Raw genomic sequence first — 15,515 nt, 5'->3', positions numbered from 1 at the left:
TGCTATAAAGTCTGCACGGATGCAGATACTGTGTTGATGCAGTGAGACTAACAGGGGGATGCGATGACCGACACCGACGAGCAGCAGGTCCGCGCGGTACTCGCGGAGCTGGTCGCGGCCTGGGGCCGCCAGGACGCCGACGCCTACGGCGCACTGTTCCTCGAGGACGCCACCTACACGACCTTCGTCGGCAGCCTCTATCGCGGGCGGAGCGCGATCGTCGAGAGCCATCGCGCCCTGTTCCGCACCTTCCTGAAAGGAACCTCGCTCACCGACGACCGGATCGAGGTGCATTTCCCCGGACCGGATGTCGCCGTCGTCACCTCGCGCGGGGACGTCGTGAAAGGGCGCCGGCGCCGGCCGCCGGGAAAGGCGCAGACCTACACCCTCGTGCGCGACGGGAACCGCTGGTGGATCGCGGCCTTCCACAACACCAAGCGCCGCCCGCTGTTCGAGTCGATCTCCGCGCGGCTGCAGCCGGCGACCGCCCCGAGCAGGGTCTGAGTAGTTCTACTCGGTGCCGCCCGGCGCCCCGACCGAGCAGAATTCGTGCTCATCGGAATTCGGGGGGCGATGCACCGTGGTCGTGGCGGAAACCGGGATCGGCGCGGAAACCGGGACCGGCCCGGGCACCGGAGCCGATTGCGCGGAATCGGTGACGTGGTGGGACTGGCGTTCCTCGGCGCGATGCCGTGACACCGACAGCGATCCACTCGGCCCCGCGCCCGCCGACCAGCGCGCGCTGCGGACGTTCTGCGGTTTCTGCGTCGTGCGCACGGAATGCCTCGCCTTCGCCCTCGACCGGCGCATCGAGTCCGGCACCTGGGGCGGGGTGAGCGCCCGCGAGCGCCGCGCCGTCCTCCGCGCCTGGGACGGCGTCGGCTCGTGGGCGACCCTGCTGGGGGCGCGGCACACCTACCCGGAGCGCTGACGGGTCCCGGATGGTCGTGGTCGACCGCCCGGCCATGCTGACCGAAGGTTCGGTAATGTTCGCCGCATGGCACGCCCACCCTCGATCGACGAGGACACCCTCATCGACCTGATCGTGTCGGTGTTCCGCGAGAAGGGCTTCGACGGCACCGCCATCGGCGATCTCGCGGCGGTCTCCGGGCTGCAGCGCGCGAGCCTCTACCACCGCTACCCCGACGGCAAGGAGCAGATGGCGGAGGTGGCGCTGACGAAGGTCGGGCAGCGCTTCACCCGGATCCTCGCGCCGCTGCGGGAGGATCCGGAGGTCGCCCGCGGCATCGCCGAGACGGCCCGCCGGATCGGCGAGTTCTACGAGGCCGGCGCGCTGTCCTGTGTCCTGGACAGCATGACGTTGACGGGGGCCCCGGCGGCGGTCCGCGAGCACGCCCGGGCGCTCGCCACCGCCTGGATCGAGGCGATGGCGGCGGCCGCGCGCCGCGCCGGCCACCGGCCCGACGCGGCGCTGCGCGCGGCGAAGGACGCCTTCGTCCGCATGGAGGGGGCCCTCGTCCTGAGCCGGGTCACCGGGGACACGGGCGCCTTCGCGGAGGCCGTCGCGCTCCTCCCGGACCTCCTGATGCCGGAGGCGTGACCAGGACGCCTTGTTTTTTACCGTTCATTCGGTAATCTCGTCGGAGACGTCGACGAAGGAGGGCCCGATGGCCGACTTCCACCCCGGCGAGCTGGCCGCGCAGCGGGCGGCCGGGACCTCCGAGATGGCGGAGCGGGTCCGGCCGATCATCGCGGGCACCATCCCCCACGGGGCGGAGGGCTTCCTGATGCGGCAGCGCATGCTGGTGCTCGGCGCCCGGGACCGCGACGGGTGGATCTGGGCCACCAGCCTGAACGGGCCGGAGGGCTTCCTCTCCGCACCGGACCCGTCCACGCTCCGCGTGGCCGCCACCGTCGCGGTGACCGACCCGCTGGCCGACGCACTGCGGGACGAGGTGGACGTCGGGACCCTGGCGATCGAGCTCCGCTCGCGCAAGCGGTTCCGCGTCAACGGCCGCTGGCACCCCGTCCCCGGGGGCGGCGAGGTGGCCGTGCACCAGGCGTTCGGCAACTGCCCCAAGTACATCCAGGCCCGGGTGGCCCGAGGACCGGCTCCCTCGGACGTACCGCCCGAGGCGATCCGGACCGGGGAGCTCGACCGCCGGGAGGCGGCCCTGGTGGCGGCGGCCGACACCTTCTTCGTCGCGACGGCCGCGGAGAACGGCGCGGACGTCTCGCACCGGGGCGGCAGCCCGGGCTTCGTCACGGTCGTCTCGCCTACCGAGCTGACCTGGCCGGACTACGTCGGCAACGCGATGATGATGACGGCGGGGAACCTGCGGGTGAACCCGGCCGCCGGCCTGCTCTTCCCGGACTGGCGGACCGGGGCCACGCTGCAGCTGACCGGTACGGCGGAGGTGCGGACCTCGGCGGCGGGGCCGGGGCCGGGCCCCGCCACCGGGCGCGAGACGGTCTTCCGGATCGCCGGGGCCGTGTGGACCGAACACGGTTTCCCCTCGGGCTGGTCGGCGCCGGAGTACTCCCGCTTCAACCAGGCGTCGTAGCCCGTCTCGTTTTGAGCCATCGGTGGCGCATCGCGCGCGGACGGCGCAGGGTGCGGAAGCATGACGATGGAGATCCAGCATCTGATATGGAGGATCGAGGAGATCCGCGACTCCTTCCACACCGCTGTCTTCGTCGACCGCGACCTCGACGCCGCGATGGCGTCCGTCGACCCGGGGTGCGTGCTGCAGACCGCCTCCGGAGCCATCGGCGCGCAGGGGACGAGGGGATCCGCCGGTTCCTCGCCGAGGACGTGCTGCCCCACCTGCCGTCGAACCTGGAGTTCACCCGCGTGTCCACGATCTCGGACCAGCGCCGGGTCGCGCACGAGATGAAGGTCCGGTTCACCCACGACCGCGAGCTGCCGTGGCTGCTGCCGGGCGTCGGCCCGACCGGACGCGACGTCGAGACCGATGCGGTGTCGGTGGCCTCGTACCGGCACACCTCCAGGCTCGGTGTGGTCACCTCGCAGATCCGGGCCTACCGGATCACCTGGGACCGGCTCGACGTGCTGGAGCAGGTGACCTGCCGGCACCCGGCTTCGCCGACCGCTCGTCCTTCAGCCGCGCCTCCGCGCGCTGGGCCTCGGCCCGGGTGAGGCGCTCACGGCGCAGCCACTCCGGCTGCTCCTCCTTGATCGCCGCGATCTGCGCGGTCGTCAGCGGCTCGGTGATCTCGGCACGGGCCAGCCCGGAGATCGACACCCCGAGCCGGTCCGCGACGACCGGGCGCGGGTGGGGGCCGTTGCGCCGCAGCTCGCTCAGCCACTCGGGCGGGTCGGCCTGCAGGGCGTCGAGCTCGTCGCGCGTCACCACCCCCTCCCGGAACTCGGCGGGCGTCGCGTCGAGGTGCACGCCGAGCTTCTTCGCCGCCGTCGCGGGCTTCATCGTCTGGGTCGACCTCTGCCGCGTCATACGCGCAGGATATCGGGGCCGCACCGGCGGATAGCCTGGGCCGGTGACGACGGCGAGCGACCCCGCATCCTTCCGGCTCGGCTACGTCCCCGGCGTCACCCCCGGCAAGTGGGCGCGGCTCTGGGCCGAGCGCCGTCCCCGGGTCCCCCTGCAGCTGGTCGCGACGACCACGGACGAGGTGGTGGACCTGGTCCGCGGCGGCGGACTGGACGCCGGCCTGGTCCGGTTGCCCATCGACCGGGCCGGGCTGCACGCGATCCCGCTCTACACCGAGACCACCGTGGCCGTCGTGCCGAAGGAGCACCTGCTCACCGCGGCCGAGGAGGCCACGGTGGCGGACCTCGCCGACGAGATCGTCCTCCGGCCGCAGGACGACGCGCTCGCCTGGCCCGGGGACCGGCCGGGACGGGCGGCGGCGTTCGACCCCGCCACGACCGCCGAGGCGGTCGAGCTGGTCGCCGCGGGCGTCGGCGTGCTGGTGCTGCCCCAGTCCCTGGCCCGTCTCCACCACCGCCGGGACCTCACCTACCGGCCGCTGACCGACGCGCCCGGGTCGAGCGTCGTCCTCACCTGGCCGGACGCCGAGAACACCGAGCTGATGGAGGAGTTCATCGGGATCGTCCGGGGGCGCACGGTCAACAGCTCCCGCACCCCCGCGCCGAGGGAGAGCCCCCGCACCGGGGTGGCCCGCGCCCCGAGGAGAACCGCCGACCGCCGCCGTTCGAGACGCTGACCGGGCCGGCCACCGCCGGTGGGCGCGGACCGGCGCCCTGCTCCGCAGGAGGGCAGAGGCCTCAGCGTGCGTCGAGCAGCCGGAGCAACAGGTTCGGCGCGTAGTAGTCGAGCACCTCGCGCTGCAGCTCGTAGTGGAAGAACCGGCCCTCGCGGCGGACCTTGACCAGGCCGGCCTGGGTCAGCACCTTGACGTGGTAGGAGATCGTCGACTTGCTGATCGGCAGCTGCTGCTCCAGCGCCGTGCAGGGGTACTCGCCGCTCTGCCCGATGAGGACGAGCATGTCCAGCCGCATGGGATCGGCGATCGCCTTGGCGAAGGCGACATAGGAGTCCCGCAGCGTGGTCGTGACCGGCGGGCCGGTCGGGTCCGTGCTCATCGGCTCCCATGCTCGCACAGCGTCGGCCCCTCTCGTCGCGTCCTCGGGTGGGCACGGTCACGTCGCCGTTGCCACACCCGTTCGATGACTCTACGTTTCTAACATCATCGAATCCAAGGAGACGCCCATGTTCGCCGTCTACGCCGCCCGGCCCGAGCCCGCCGACCCGCTTGCCGGGCTGGTGGTCGGCGAGCGGCCCGAGCCCGAGGTCCCGGCCGGCTGGGTGGCCGTGCGCACCAGGGCGGCCAGCCTCAACATGCACGACCTCTGGACCCTGCGCGGCGTCGGTCTCAAGCCGGACCAGTACCCGATGATCCTGGGCGGGGACGCGGCCGGGACGCTGGCCGACGGCACCGACGTCGTGGTCTACCCGGTGATCGGCGACCCCGCCTGGTCCGGCGACGAGACCCTCGACCCGCGGCGCACCCTGCTCACCGAGAAGCACCAGGGCGCCTTCGCCGACGTCGTGATCGTGCCCGAGCGCAACGTCGTCCCGCTCCCCGCAGGGGTGTCGCTCGAGGCCGGGTCGGTGTTCGGCACCGCGTGGCTCACCGCCTACCGGATGCTCTTCACCAAGTCCGGCCTGCGCCCCGGCCAGACCATGCTCGTGCAGGGTGCCGCAGGCGGTGTGTCCACGGCGCTGGTGCAGCTGGGGGCCGCTGCCGGGATGCAGGTCTGGGTCACCGGGCGGACCGAGGAGAAGCGGGCGCTCGCCGAGCGGCTCGGCGCCCACGCCACGTTCGAGCCCGGCGCCCGGCTGCCGGGGAAGGTCGACGCCGTGTTCGAGTCCGTCGGCGAGGCCACCTGGGCCCACTCGATGCGCTCGGTCCGCCCCGGGGGCGCCGTGATCTGCTGCGGGGCGACCAGCGGTCCCGCCCCGTCCGCCGACCTGCAGCGGCTGTTCTTCCTGCAGATCCGCGTCGAGGGCTCGACGATGGGGACCCGCCAGGAGCTCGTCGACATGCTCGCGTTCGTGGCGCGCGCCGGGATCACCCCGGAGATCGGCCACGTGCTGCCCATGGACAAGGCCGCGGAGGGCTTCCGCGCGATGCTCGAGGGCGACACGGCCGGGAAGATCGTCTTCACCCGCTGAGCCGCAGGACGGGCTCCTCCGCGCGACCCCGGGGGTCGCGCGGAGGAGCGGTCGTCCCGGTCGCTCAGCCGAGCTCGGGGCCGACGTCCACGAGGACCTTGCCGACCGCGCCCTGCTCGACCGCCTCGAACGCCCGGCCGAGGTCGGCCAGCGGGTAGTGGTGGACCGGCAGGCCGGCCTCCGGGCCCACCCCCAGGACCCCCGCGGCCACGGCCTCGGTGACGGCGGCGATCGCCGCCTCCTTCGCCCGCGCGGCCATGGTGAAGATCGAGACGAACTGCCAGCGGGCGTTGGCCCCCAGGGACGAGCCGAGGTCCACCGGGAAGGCGGCCGCGCCGCCCGCGTACACGGCGATGGTGCCGCCGGGGGCGAGGACGCGCAGGTCCAGCTCGGTGTTCTGGTCCGGCGCCAGCTCGACGACGAGATCCACCCCGTCCGGGGCGAGCCCGCGGACGACCTCGCCCGCGTCCCCGTCCCGGTACCGGACGACGTGGTGGGCGCCGGCCGCCTCGGCCAGCGCGGCCTTGTCCGCGGTGCTGACGGTGGCGATCACGGTGGCACCGCTCCAGCGGGCGAGCTGGATCGCCGCGTGACCCACGGCACCGGCACCGCCGGCCACCAGCACCGTCCGGCCGTCGAGGGCCTTCGGGGCGAGCCGCTCCGGCCCCCCTTCGCCGACGGTGAGGCACCGGTGGGCCGTGACGGCGGGCACACCGAGGCCGGCGCCCACGTCCAGGCCGACGTCCGCGGGCAGCGGGACCGCCCGGTCGGCCGGCACGACCACGAGTTTCTGGGCGCAGCCGCCGGAGCGCTGGCGGGCCGTCTCCCACAGCCACACCCGCTCACCGACCCGGGTGGCGTCGACCCCGGGCCCGACGGCGTCGACCACGCCGGCGCCGTCCTGGAGCGGGACGACCGGCTCGTCGCCGGTGTACCGGCGCCGGTTGCGCCAGTCGGCGGGATTGATGCCGCCGACCCCGATCCGCACCCGGACCTCGCCGTCCGCGGGTTCCGGGACGGGGCGGCGGACCTCGCGGATGTCCGGGCCCGGCCCGTAGACCATGGCGCCCATGGTGCGCGGCTCGCTCACCTGGCGTTCTCCGCGCCCTCGGGGAGCTGCAGCTGCCGTGCCGCCTGCGCCACGTCGGCGACCTGGAGGTCGAGGTCCTCCGCGAGCTTGCGGGCCCGCGTGACCAGCGGGACGTTGCCCACCGCCTGCTCGCCCTTGCGCAGGTAGAGGGTGTCCTCGAGGCCGGCGCGGCAGTTGCCCCCGAGCGCCAGGCCGATCGCGGTCAGCTCGAGGTTGGCCCGCCCGATGGCGATCACCTGCCACACGGCGTCGGCCGGCAGCCGGCGGACCATCATCATCAGGTTGTCCGGGGTCGCGGCCATCCCGCCGCGCACCCCCAGCACGATGCTGAACTGCAGCGGCTCGGCGAGCAGGCCCTCGTCGCGCAGCCGCAGGCAGGCGTCGAGGTGGCCGGTGTCGTAGATCTCCAGCTCCGGCTTGACCCCGAGCTCCTGCATCCGGGCCGCCAGCCGGCGGACCCCGGCGGGCGGGTTGAGGAACTCACCGGCGCCGAAGCTCATGCTGCACGGGTTGAGGGTCGCCATCGCCGGGCGCAGCTCGACCATCTTCTCGCGCTCCTCGAAGGGCACGCTCAGGCCGACGCCCGTGGAGAGCTGCACCAGGATGGGGCAGCGCTCAGCGATCAGGTCGATCGTGCGGCGGGCGATGTCGAGGTCCGCCGTGGGCCGGTCCTGCTCGTCCCGCAGGTGGAGGTGGGCCACCGACGCGCCGGCCTGGTAGGCGGCCGCGACCTGGTCGGCGATCTCCTCGGGCTGGGTGGGCAGCGACGGGTTGTCCGCCTTGGAGGCGATGGGCCCGGTCGGTGCAACGGTGATGACCACACTCACGGGAAGGCTCCTTCGACGGCCGGGGCCGGCCACCACCTAGGCAGCCGAACGTATCTCGCGTACCATATATCGAACCGCCGTCTACCGCGAGAGACCATCCGGAGTGCGCCGGGTCCCGTCGTTGCCCCTCGAGCAGAGAGCTGCCTCAGTGGTCGATCCAGTTACCGTCTCCGTCGTCACCCACCGATTCGAGGCGATCGTCGAGGAGATGGGCGAGGCCATGCTGCGCACGGCCTACTCCCAGATCCTCAACTCCAGCCGGGACTTCTCCACCGCGATCCTGGACCGCGACGCCCGACTGATCGCCCAGGCCGAGCACGTCCCGATCCACGTCGGCTCCCTGCCGTGGGCGGTACGCGCCGTCATCGACCAGTTCGGTGACAACATCCGGCCGGGCGACGTCTTCCTGCTCAACGACCCGTACCACGGCGGGAACCACCTGCCCGACCTCACCGCCTTCGTGCCGATCTTCGACGGCGGGACGCTGCTGTTCTGGGCCATCAACCGCGCCCACCAGAGCGACATCGGCGGCTCGACGCACGGGGCCTACAACCCCGCGGCCACCGAGATCTGGCAGGAGGGCCTGCGGATCACCCCGCTCAAGCTGCACGACGCCGGCGAGATCCGGGACGACGTCATCACCATGATCGCCACCAACGTCCGCCACCAGGACGAGTTCCTCGGCGACCTGCGCGCGATGATCGGCTCGGCCCACGTCGGGGAGCGGCGCGTGCTGGCGATCCTCGAGGAGTACGGCGCGGACGTGGTCCGCGAGTCCGTCGACACGATCCTCGACAGCGCCGAGCGCGAGACCCGCGCCTGCATCGCCACCTGGCGCGACGGCGTCTACACCGGCGAGTCGGTGCTCGACGACGACGGCCAGGGCACCGAGGACATCCACGTCCGGGCCACGGTCACCGTCGCCGGCGACTCGCTCACGGTGGACCTCAGCGACTCGCACCCGCAGGTCAAGGGCTTCGTCAACTCGTCGTACCCGAACATGATGTCGGCGGTCTACATGGCGCTGACGTTCCTCGTGGACCCGCGCACGCCCAAGAACTCGGGCACCTTCCGCGCGGTGGACGTGATCGCCAAGGAGGGCACCGTGGTGTGGGCCAAGGCGCCCGCGCCCGTGACGCTCGCCACGAACCACTGCGCGCAGGAGATCGCGGAGTCCGTGATCAAGGCCATGGCGCAGGCCTGCCCGGACCGGGTCATCGCCGGCTGGGGCCGGCGCTTCCGGATCGCCATCAAGGGTGTCGACCCGCGCACCGACCGCCAGTTCATCTGGCACCTGTTCCACGCCCGGCCGGGTGCCGGCGCCTCCCCCGTCGGCGACGGCTGGGAGACCGCGGGCGAGGGCCAGGCGATGGGCAGCTCCAAGTTCGGCTCCGTCGAGGTCGCCGAGACCCGGTTCCCGCTGTTCTTCGAGACGCACGAGTTCCGGCCGGACTCCTTCGGCGACGGCCAGTTCCGTGGCGGCGCCGGCTCCGTCCTGCGCCTCCACATGGAGATCGCCGAGCCCGCCGTGGCCAACACCGCGGGTGAGGGCGTGCGCCACCCGTCCTTCGGGATGCTCGGCGGCCGCGACGGGCTGCCCCACCGCTACCGCCTGCTCTCCGGCGACTCGGAGCGGTTCCTGAAGACCAAGGAGATCGACGTGCCGGTGCTGCCGGGCGACGTCTTCCTCGTCGAGTCCGCGGGCGGCGGCGGGTTCGGGCCGCCCGAGGCGCGGTCCGCCGAGGCCCGCGCCGAGGACCTGCGCAACGGCTTCGTGTCCGGCCCTGAGTCCGGTCCCGTGTCCACCACCGACTCCACCCGGGAGAACTGAGCATGTACCGCATCGGTATCGACATCGGCGGCACCTTCACCGACATCGCCGCCGTCGACGAGAACGGCCGCGTGGTCATCGCGAAGTCCTCGTCCACCCCCGCCGACCCGTCCGAGGGCCTGCTCGAGGGTCTGCGCGTGCTCGCCGGGGAGCTGGGGCTCGACCGCGCCGAGCTGCTGGCGCGCACCGAGCGGATCGTGCACGGGACCACAGTGGCCACCAACGCGCTCCTGGAGAGCAAGGGCGCCAAGGTCGCGCTGCTCACCACCGAGGGGCACCGCGACGTCATCGAGATGCGCGAGGGCATGAAGGAGGACCGCTACAACGTGCGGATGGCCCCGCCGGTGCCGCTGGTCCCCCGGCACCGCCGGATCGGGGTGAAGGAGCGGCTGCGGTCCGACGGCAGCGTGGGCACCGCGCTGACCGCGGAGTCGCTGAAGGACGCGGTCGAGCAGGTCGCGGACCTCGGCGTCGACGCCGTCGCCGTCTGCTACCTGCACTCCTACCGCAACGCCGAGCACGAGGCGGTCACCGGGGACGCCCTGGCCGCCGCGCTCCCCGACACCTACGTCTCGCTGTCGTCGGAGGTGCTGCCCCAGATCAAGGAGTACGAGCGGGTCTGGACGACCGTCGTCAACGCGTACGTCGGGCCCGTCCTGTCCTCGTACCTGTCGCGTCTGAGCGCCAAGCTGCTCGACGCCGGGTACTCGGGCGAGGTCATGATCATGCACTCGCACGGTGGCGTGGCCACGATCGCCGAGTCCAGCCGGCTCGCCGCCGGTGCGGTCCTGTCCGGACCGGCGGGCGGCATCGCCGCGGCCACCCACATCGCCCGGCTGATCGGCGAGGGTGACCTGATCACCTTCGACATGGGCGGCACGAGCACGGACATCGCGCTGCTGCAGGGCGGCGAGGCGCAGCTCACCGGCGAGAAGCAGGTCGGCATCGCGAAGGTGTCGCTGCCCACACTGGACATCCACACCCTCGGCGCGGGCGGCGGGTCCATGGCCCGGGTCGCCGGCGCGATCCTCCACGTCGGACCGGAGAGCGCGGGCGCGGCGCCCGGCCCGGCCTGCTACGGCCGCGGCGGCACCGTCGCCACCGTCACCGACGCCAACGTCGTGCTCGGCTACCTGGGCGCGGAGCGCTTCCTCGGCGGCCGGATGGCACTCGACTCCGCGGCGGCCGAGGCCGCCCTGGAGCGGCTGGGCGCGGAGCTCGGCACGAGTGCCGTCACCGCCGCCGAGGGCGTCGCCAAGGTCGTGAACACGACGATGGCGGAGGGCATCCGGATCGTCTCGGTGCGCCGCGGGGTGGACCCGCGCCGCTTCGCGCTCGTCTCCTTCGGCGGCGCGGCCGGCCTGCACGTCACCGAGGTGGCCCGGCTGCTCGAGATCCGCCGGGTCGTCGTCCCCAACGTCGCGTCGGTCCTCTCGGCCTGGGGCATGCTCGCCTCCGACCTGCGCCACGAGCTCGTGCGGTCGCACGTCGGCGAGGCGTCCACCACGTCCGCCGCGGGCCTGCGCGAGGTCCTGCTGCGCATGGAGGAGGAGGGCCGGGCCCGGCTCGACGGCTTCCCGGGCACGGTCGAGGTGCGGCGCGCCCTCGACATGCGCTACGGCGAGCAGATCTTCGAGATCACCGTGCCCGTCGACGGCGTCGACCTCGACGCCGCGGACCTGGTCGAGCAGGTCGTGGCCCGCTTCCACAAGCGGCACGAGGACCTGTACTCCTACCACGCCGACGGCCAGGAGGTCGTCATCGTCAACGCGCGGACGACGGTGATCGGCAAGCTCCCCGAGCTGCAGGCGGCCCCGCTGCAGCCCTCCACCGCCGAGGTGGCCGAGCCCGGCAGCCGCCGGGTGCACCTCGACGGCTGGATCGACGTCCCCGTCCACGCGCTGGACGTGCTTCCGCCCGGCAGCAGCATCGCGGGCCCGGCGCTGTTCGAGTCGCCGACCACCACGGTGCTGATCCGGGCCGGCGAGACCGCGACGGTGACGCCGCACGGCTGGCTGGACATCGACGTGCCGCTGCGGGCCGGGGCCGAACGGTGAGCGAGCCCGCGAGCGAGTCACCGGCGCAGCGCGCCGGCATCGAGGGCGCGCTGCGCGCGGCCGAGGAGCGGTTCACCGCGGCCAACCCGCTCAGCCTGGAGCGGATCCGCGCCGCGGCCGGGTCCATGCCCGGCGGCAACACGCGGACGTCGCTGCACTACAGCCCGTTCCCCGTCACCTTCACCGGCGGACAGGACCAGCACCTGACCGACCTCGACGGGCACGTCTACACCGACCTGCTCGGGGAGTACTCCGCCGGCCTCTACGGGCACTCCCACCCGGTGATCATCGGGGCGGCCCGCAAGGCCCTCGACGGCGGGATCGCGTTCGGCGGCCCCAACACCTACGACGTCGAGTTCGCCGACCAGCTCAAGGCCCGGTTCCCGTCGGTGGACCTGCTCCGGTTCACCAACTCGGGCACCGAGGCGAACCTGATGGCCATCGCGACCGCGCGTGAGGTCACCGGTCGCGGCGGCGTGCTGGTGTTCCACGGCGGCTACCACGGCGGGGTGCTCAGCTACCGCGGGGCCGCTCCGCTGAACGTGCCGTACCCCACCGTCGTCGGGTCCTTCAACGACGTCGACGGCACGGTCGCGCTGCTGGAGAAGCACGCCGCGGATCTCGCGGTCGTGGTCGTCGAGCCGGTGATCGGCGGTGGCGGGGTCATCCCCGGCACGCCGGAGTTCCTGCACGCCCTGCGGGACACGACCAGCCGGCTGGGGATCCTGCTGCACTTCGACGAGGTGATGACCTCGCGCCTGGGCCCCTCCGGGATCCAGGGCCGGGTCGGCATCACGCCGGACCTGACGACCTTCGGGAAGTACCTCGGGGGCGGGTTCTCCTTCGGCGCCTTCGGCGGCGCCCGGGCGATCATGGAGCGGTACGACCCCGGCCACCCGGCGACGCTCGGCCACCCGGGGACGTTCAACAACAACACCCTCACCATGGCGGCCGGGGCCGCGGGCCTCCGCGAGGTCTTCACGCCCGAGGAGGCGGTCGCGCTCAACCAGCGCGGGGACGGGCTGCGCGACGCGCTCAACGGCGTCTTCGCCGACGTCGGGGTGGCGGTGCAGGCGACCGGGCTGGGTTCGCTGATCGGCATCCACTTCCAGCGCGGGCCGATCGAGCGCCCGGAGCAGATCCGGGCGGCCAACACCGAGCGGGCGCTGCTGCACCTGGAGCTGATGGCGCGCGGGTACTACACCGCGCGCCGCAGCTACCTGGCGCTGTCGGTCGCCCTCACCCAGGCCGATCTCGACGGCTTCGCCGCCGCGGTGCGGGAGATCGTCACGGAGCACGCGGCGCTGCTGGGCGCCTGACGCGCGGGGATCGACCACAGGGGGGATCGACCACAGGGGGATCGACGCCGGTGGCCCCTCCCGGGAATTCCGGGAGGGGCCACCGTGGCTCCGGCGCGGAGCGCCTGTCGCGCCCCCGCCCGCTCCTCCTCCGCCGTCGTCGCCGCCAGTACCTGCCCCGCCCGTTCCACCATGTCCGTCGCGAAGCGCTCGCTGAACCCGGCGGCGAACCCGACGAGCGCGAACACCCCGAACGTCGCCACCCGCCCCCGGCCCCGAGCAGGCCACTGACCAGCCCGAACTGCACGACGGTCCCGACGGTCGCGCCGATCAGCGAGCGCAGGCCGCCGAGCATCCGGAGCTGGGCGGCCGGGGCGGTGTGGTCCAGCCGCAGCGAGCCCTTCGAGATCCGCTGGAACACGCTGACCACGGCCCCGAGCGCCCCGAACCCCGCCGCCCACCAGGGCCGGGGTGCTGTCGATCTCCGGCCACCACCGGGCGTTCAGCCGGCCGACACCCGCGACCGCCACGAGGGTCACGACGGTCCCGAGCCCGCCGACCACCCCGGCGGTCGTCGCGGAACCGATGTCCGCGACGACCGGCCGAGCCGGGCACCCCTTACGCGGCGGAGTCCCAGTCGAACGTCAGGTCCTTGTCGAAGTCCAGCTGGAAGAGCTTGATGGCGTTGCCCCGGATGATCTTGTAGGTGGTCTCCGCGTCGACGCCCTCGAACTGCGAGGCGAGGTGCTCGTAGGTCTTCGGGAACGGCCCGTCCGCGTGCGGGAAGTCGACCTCGAAGGTGATGTTGTCGATGCCGATCTTGCGCGCGTTCTCGATGGCGTGCCGGTCGGCGAAGATGCAGCCGTAGACGTTGCGCCGGATGTAGGCCGACGGCAGCTCGGGCATCGGCTCCTCGCCGTGGCCCCAGGTGTGGTGCAGGTACGCGTGGTCCATCCGCTCCATCGCGTAGGGCAGCCAGCCCGCCTGGCCCTCGGAGTAGGCGAGCTTCAGGTTCGGGTACCGGACGAGCACCCCGGAGAACACGAAGTCAGCGATGGACGCGTAGGAGTTCGTGAACTGCAGCGTGGTGGTGACGACGTCCGGGGCGCCGGGCGGGAGCGGCATCATCTTCGACGACGAGCCGATGTGCATGCAGACGACGGTGCCCGTCTCCTCGCAGGCCGCGAAGAAGGGGTCCCAGTTCTTGTCGTGGATGGTCGGGTAGCCCAGGTGGCCGACGACCTCGCTGAACGCCACGGCGCGCGCGCCGCGGGCGGCGTTGCGGCGCACCTCGGCGGCCGCGAGCGTCGGGTCCCAGAGCGGGACGACGGGCAGCGGGATGAGCCGGCCCTCGGACTCGCCGGCCCACTCCTCGACCATGAAGTCGTTGTAGGCCCGCACGCAGGCGAGGCCGAAGTCACGGTCGGTCGTGGTCTGCTCGCTCAGCGCCTGCCCGCAGAAGCGCGGGAAGGTCGGGAACGCCAGGGACGCGTCGACGTGCTGGGTCTGCATCATCTTGACCCGGGCCTTGGGGTCGTAGCAGGCCGGGTCCATCTCGTCGTACGTGGCGGTCTCGTTGCCGCGCATCGCCGCCGTGGTCTCGACGTCCTTCAGGATCAGGATCGGCCGGCGCAGCACGTAGGCGGAGTCACCGAAGAACCAGACGTCACCCGGGGCCCCGTCGGGGTCCTCGACCAGACCGTCGAACAGCTGCGAGGCCCGGCTGATCAGGCGGCGCTCCACGCGCGGCGCGCGGTCCTGGTATTTCTGGGGCAGCCAGCGCTGGAAGAGGTCGGGGGGCTCGATGATGTGGTCGTCCACGCTGATGATGCGAGGCAGTAGGGAGTCCGTCATGGCTTCCTCTCACGATTGATATCTCGTATATGGTAACTCCCCCCACGACGTCCGGGAACCACCTCGGACGACCCACCTCAGGTCGGGATCCCTCGAACGAGACCTGATTACCAAGGCAGACAGGCCTTCCAGCACCGGAAAAATGGATGACATCCGATATACTGGACGTCGATCGTCGAGCCGCCGAGGTGCGCCAATGTCGTCTTCCGCCCAGCAGGTGCCTTCCGCACCCGCCGTCCTGGAGCCGCTGCCCGCCCGCTCCGACACCCTCACCGACCTGGTGTTCACCGCGATCCGCGACCGGATCGTCGACGCGTCCCTGCCGCCGGGCAGCCGCGTCGGGGAGGCGATGTTGGCAGCGCAGCTGCAGGTCAGCAAGACCCCGGTCCGCGAGGCGTTGCTCCGGCTGCGACACATCGGGCTCGTCGAACCCGGCCGGACCGGGCTCTGTGTGGTCGCCCCGTCGGCGGCCACCATCCAGAATGCCTTCGAGCTTCGCTCGGCCCTGGAGAGCGCGTCGGGCCGGCACGCCGCGGACCGCCGGACGATCGAGGACGCGGCCCGGATCCGCGGCCTCGCCACGGCGTCCCTCGCCGCCGCCCGCGCCGGCCGGGTCACCGAGTTCCTCGACCTCGACCTGGCCTTCCACCTGGCGATCGCCGAGGCCTCCGGCAATCCCACGCTCTGCCGGGCGGTCGAGGACTCGGTGGTCCTGACCATCGCCCTGCGCCAGCGGGACGTCCGGGTGGAGCGCGACCTCGTGCCGGACGGCCAGGAGCACGAGGAGATCGCCGCCGAGATCGCCCGGGGCGCCGCCGACGCCGCGGCCGAGCGGCTGACCGACCATCTCTGCCGGATCAGGACGCTGGTGCTGGCCGCCTTCCCGGGCGAGCCCGGTCCGTGCTCCTGAGCACGG

Annotated in this window: 16 protein-coding genes; 11 read left to right on the top strand and 5 right to left on the bottom strand. The window is 72.8% G+C overall.

Annotation, left to right across the window (positions count from 1 at the left end; all coding sequences use genetic code 11):
* The first annotated feature begins 63 nt into the window (after positions 1-63).
* The 5 genes from ABD324_RS06590 (at position 64) to ABD324_RS06570 (ending at position 2,858) form a co-directional block, all read left to right on the top strand.
* Positions 64-504: an SgcJ/EcaC family oxidoreductase gene (locus ABD324_RS06590; RefSeq protein WP_344413511.1), complete on the top strand. Its 441-nt coding sequence runs from the start codon at positions 64-66 to the stop codon at positions 502-504.
* Between the two features lie 13 nt (positions 505-517).
* Entirely contained in the window at positions 518-931 is a 414-nt protein-coding gene (locus tag ABD324_RS06585) for a WhiB family transcriptional regulator (protein WP_344413510.1), read from the top strand.
* A 66-nt stretch (positions 932-997) separates the two neighbouring features.
* Positions 998-1,561 (top strand): TetR/AcrR family transcriptional regulator, encoded by a 564-nt coding sequence (locus ABD324_RS06580; RefSeq protein WP_344413509.1) that lies wholly within the window; start codon positions 998-1,000, stop codon positions 1,559-1,561.
* A gap of 67 nt (positions 1,562-1,628) precedes the next feature.
* Entirely contained in the window at positions 1,629-2,525 is an 897-nt protein-coding gene (locus tag ABD324_RS06575) for a pyridoxamine 5'-phosphate oxidase family protein (RefSeq protein ID WP_344413508.1), read from the top strand.
* 60 nt (positions 2,526-2,585) lie between these two features.
* The gene (locus tag ABD324_RS06570; protein WP_344413507.1) at positions 2,586-2,858 is read left to right on the top strand and encodes a hypothetical protein; all 273 of its coding nucleotides are present in this window, start codon (positions 2,586-2,588) and stop codon (positions 2,856-2,858) included.
* A 153-nt stretch (positions 2,859-3,011) separates the two neighbouring features.
* Here the strand turns inward: ABD324_RS06570 and ABD324_RS06565 are convergent, their stop codons facing one another.
* Positions 3,012-3,437, bottom strand: a complete 426-nt coding sequence (locus ABD324_RS06565) for a DUF5997 family protein (RefSeq protein ID WP_344413506.1) — start codon at positions 3,435-3,437, stop codon at positions 3,012-3,014.
* 43 nt (positions 3,438-3,480) lie between these two features.
* On the opposite strand from ABD324_RS06565, the gene ABD324_RS06560 reads away from it, so the two are divergent.
* The gene (locus tag ABD324_RS06560) at positions 3,481-4,170 is read left to right on the top strand and encodes a LysR family substrate-binding domain-containing protein (protein ID WP_344413504.1); all 690 of its coding nucleotides are present in this window, start codon (positions 3,481-3,483) and stop codon (positions 4,168-4,170) included.
* Positions 4,171-4,231: 61 nt separating this feature from the next.
* On the opposite strand, the gene ABD324_RS06555 is transcribed toward ABD324_RS06560, so the two are convergent.
* Complete coding sequence (locus tag ABD324_RS06555; RefSeq protein ID WP_344413502.1) at positions 4,232-4,549, bottom strand: ArsR/SmtB family transcription factor; 318 nt, start codon at positions 4,547-4,549, stop codon at positions 4,232-4,234.
* A gap of 127 nt (positions 4,550-4,676) precedes the next feature.
* On the opposite strand from ABD324_RS06555, the gene ABD324_RS06550 reads away from it, so the two are divergent.
* Positions 4,677-5,642, top strand: a complete 966-nt coding sequence (locus tag ABD324_RS06550; protein ID WP_344413500.1) for a zinc-binding dehydrogenase — start codon at positions 4,677-4,679, stop codon at positions 5,640-5,642.
* 64 nt (positions 5,643-5,706) lie between these two features.
* Here the strand turns inward: ABD324_RS06550 and ABD324_RS06545 are convergent, their stop codons facing one another.
* Together ABD324_RS06545 and ABD324_RS06540 are read right to left on the bottom strand one after the other, a co-directional pair.
* Positions 5,707-6,732 carry a zinc-binding dehydrogenase gene (locus ABD324_RS06545; protein ID WP_344413498.1) on the bottom strand — a complete coding sequence of 342 codons (1,026 nt, stop codon included), beginning with the start codon at positions 6,730-6,732 and terminating at the stop codon, positions 5,707-5,709.
* The gene (locus ABD324_RS06540; protein ID WP_344413496.1) at positions 6,729-7,559 is read right to left on the bottom strand and encodes a beta-keto acid cleavage family enzyme; all 831 of its coding nucleotides are present in this window, start codon (positions 7,557-7,559) and stop codon (positions 6,729-6,731) included. The genes ABD324_RS06545 and ABD324_RS06540 overlap by 4 nt, the downstream gene beginning before the upstream one ends.
* A 148-nt stretch (positions 7,560-7,707) precedes the next feature.
* Between ABD324_RS06540 and ABD324_RS06535 the strand changes: the two genes are divergently transcribed.
* The 3 genes from ABD324_RS06535 to ABD324_RS06525 are packed head-to-tail and all read left to right on the top strand — an operon-like array spanning position 7,708 to position 12,766.
* Positions 7,708-9,390: a hydantoinase B/oxoprolinase family protein gene (locus ABD324_RS06535; RefSeq protein WP_344413494.1), complete on the top strand. Its 1,683-nt coding sequence runs from the start codon at positions 7,708-7,710 to the stop codon at positions 9,388-9,390.
* A gap of 2 nt (positions 9,391-9,392) precedes the next feature.
* Positions 9,393-11,447: a hydantoinase/oxoprolinase family protein gene (locus ABD324_RS06530; protein ID WP_344413492.1), complete on the top strand. Its 2,055-nt coding sequence runs from the start codon at positions 9,393-9,395 to the stop codon at positions 11,445-11,447.
* Positions 11,444-12,766, top strand: a complete 1,323-nt coding sequence (locus ABD324_RS06525; protein WP_344413490.1) for an aminotransferase class III-fold pyridoxal phosphate-dependent enzyme — start codon at positions 11,444-11,446, stop codon at positions 12,764-12,766. The genes ABD324_RS06530 and ABD324_RS06525 overlap by 4 nt, the downstream gene beginning before the upstream one ends.
* Before the next feature lie 597 nt (positions 12,767-13,363).
* Here ABD324_RS06525 and ABD324_RS06520 read toward each other — a convergent pair.
* Positions 13,364-14,566: an amidohydrolase family protein gene (locus ABD324_RS06520; protein ID WP_344413488.1), complete on the bottom strand. Its 1,203-nt coding sequence runs from the start codon at positions 14,564-14,566 to the stop codon at positions 13,364-13,366.
* Between the two features lie 229 nt (positions 14,567-14,795).
* Here ABD324_RS06520 and ABD324_RS06515 point away from each other — a divergent pair, with 229 nt between their 5' ends.
* Positions 14,796-15,509, top strand: coding sequence for a GntR family transcriptional regulator (locus ABD324_RS06515; RefSeq protein WP_344413486.1), 714 nt, complete (start codon positions 14,796-14,798; stop codon positions 15,507-15,509).
* Positions 15,510-15,515: the final 6 nt, after the last annotated feature.

It is taken from the genome of Pseudonocardia ailaonensis, from assembly GCF_039531635.1.
Classification (GTDB): Bacteria; Actinomycetota; Actinomycetes; order Mycobacteriales; family Pseudonocardiaceae; genus Pseudonocardia; species Pseudonocardia ailaonensis.
This window is presented reverse-complemented; position numbering and strand designations above follow the sequence as displayed.

Excerpts from the sequence above, each read along its gene's own strand:
- ABD324_RS06570 (WP_344413507.1), top strand. The coding sequence starts at position 2,586 with ATGACGATGGAGATCCAGCATCTGATATGGAGGATCGAGGAGATCCGC.
- ABD324_RS06550 (WP_344413500.1), top strand. The coding sequence starts at position 4,677 with ATGTTCGCCGTCTACGCCGCCCGGCCCGAGCCCGCCGACCCGCTTGCC.
- ABD324_RS06580 (WP_344413509.1), top strand. The coding sequence starts at position 998 with ATGGCACGCCCACCCTCGATCGACGAGGACACCCTCATCGACCTGATC.
- ABD324_RS06515 (WP_344413486.1), top strand. The coding sequence starts at position 14,796 with ATGTCGTCTTCCGCCCAGCAGGTGCCTTCCGCACCCGCCGTCCTGGAG.
- ABD324_RS06565 (WP_344413506.1), bottom strand. The coding sequence starts at position 3,437 with ATGACGCGGCAGAGGTCGACCCAGACGATGAAGCCCGCGACGGCGGCG.
- ABD324_RS06555 (WP_344413502.1), bottom strand. The coding sequence starts at position 4,549 with ATGAGCACGGACCCGACCGGCCCGCCGGTCACGACCACGCTGCGGGAC.
- ABD324_RS06590 (WP_344413511.1), top strand. The coding sequence starts at position 64 with ATGACCGACACCGACGAGCAGCAGGTCCGCGCGGTACTCGCGGAGCTG.
- ABD324_RS06530 (WP_344413492.1), top strand. The coding sequence starts at position 9,393 with ATGTACCGCATCGGTATCGACATCGGCGGCACCTTCACCGACATCGCC.
- ABD324_RS06575 (WP_344413508.1), top strand. The coding sequence starts at position 1,629 with ATGGCCGACTTCCACCCCGGCGAGCTGGCCGCGCAGCGGGCGGCCGGG.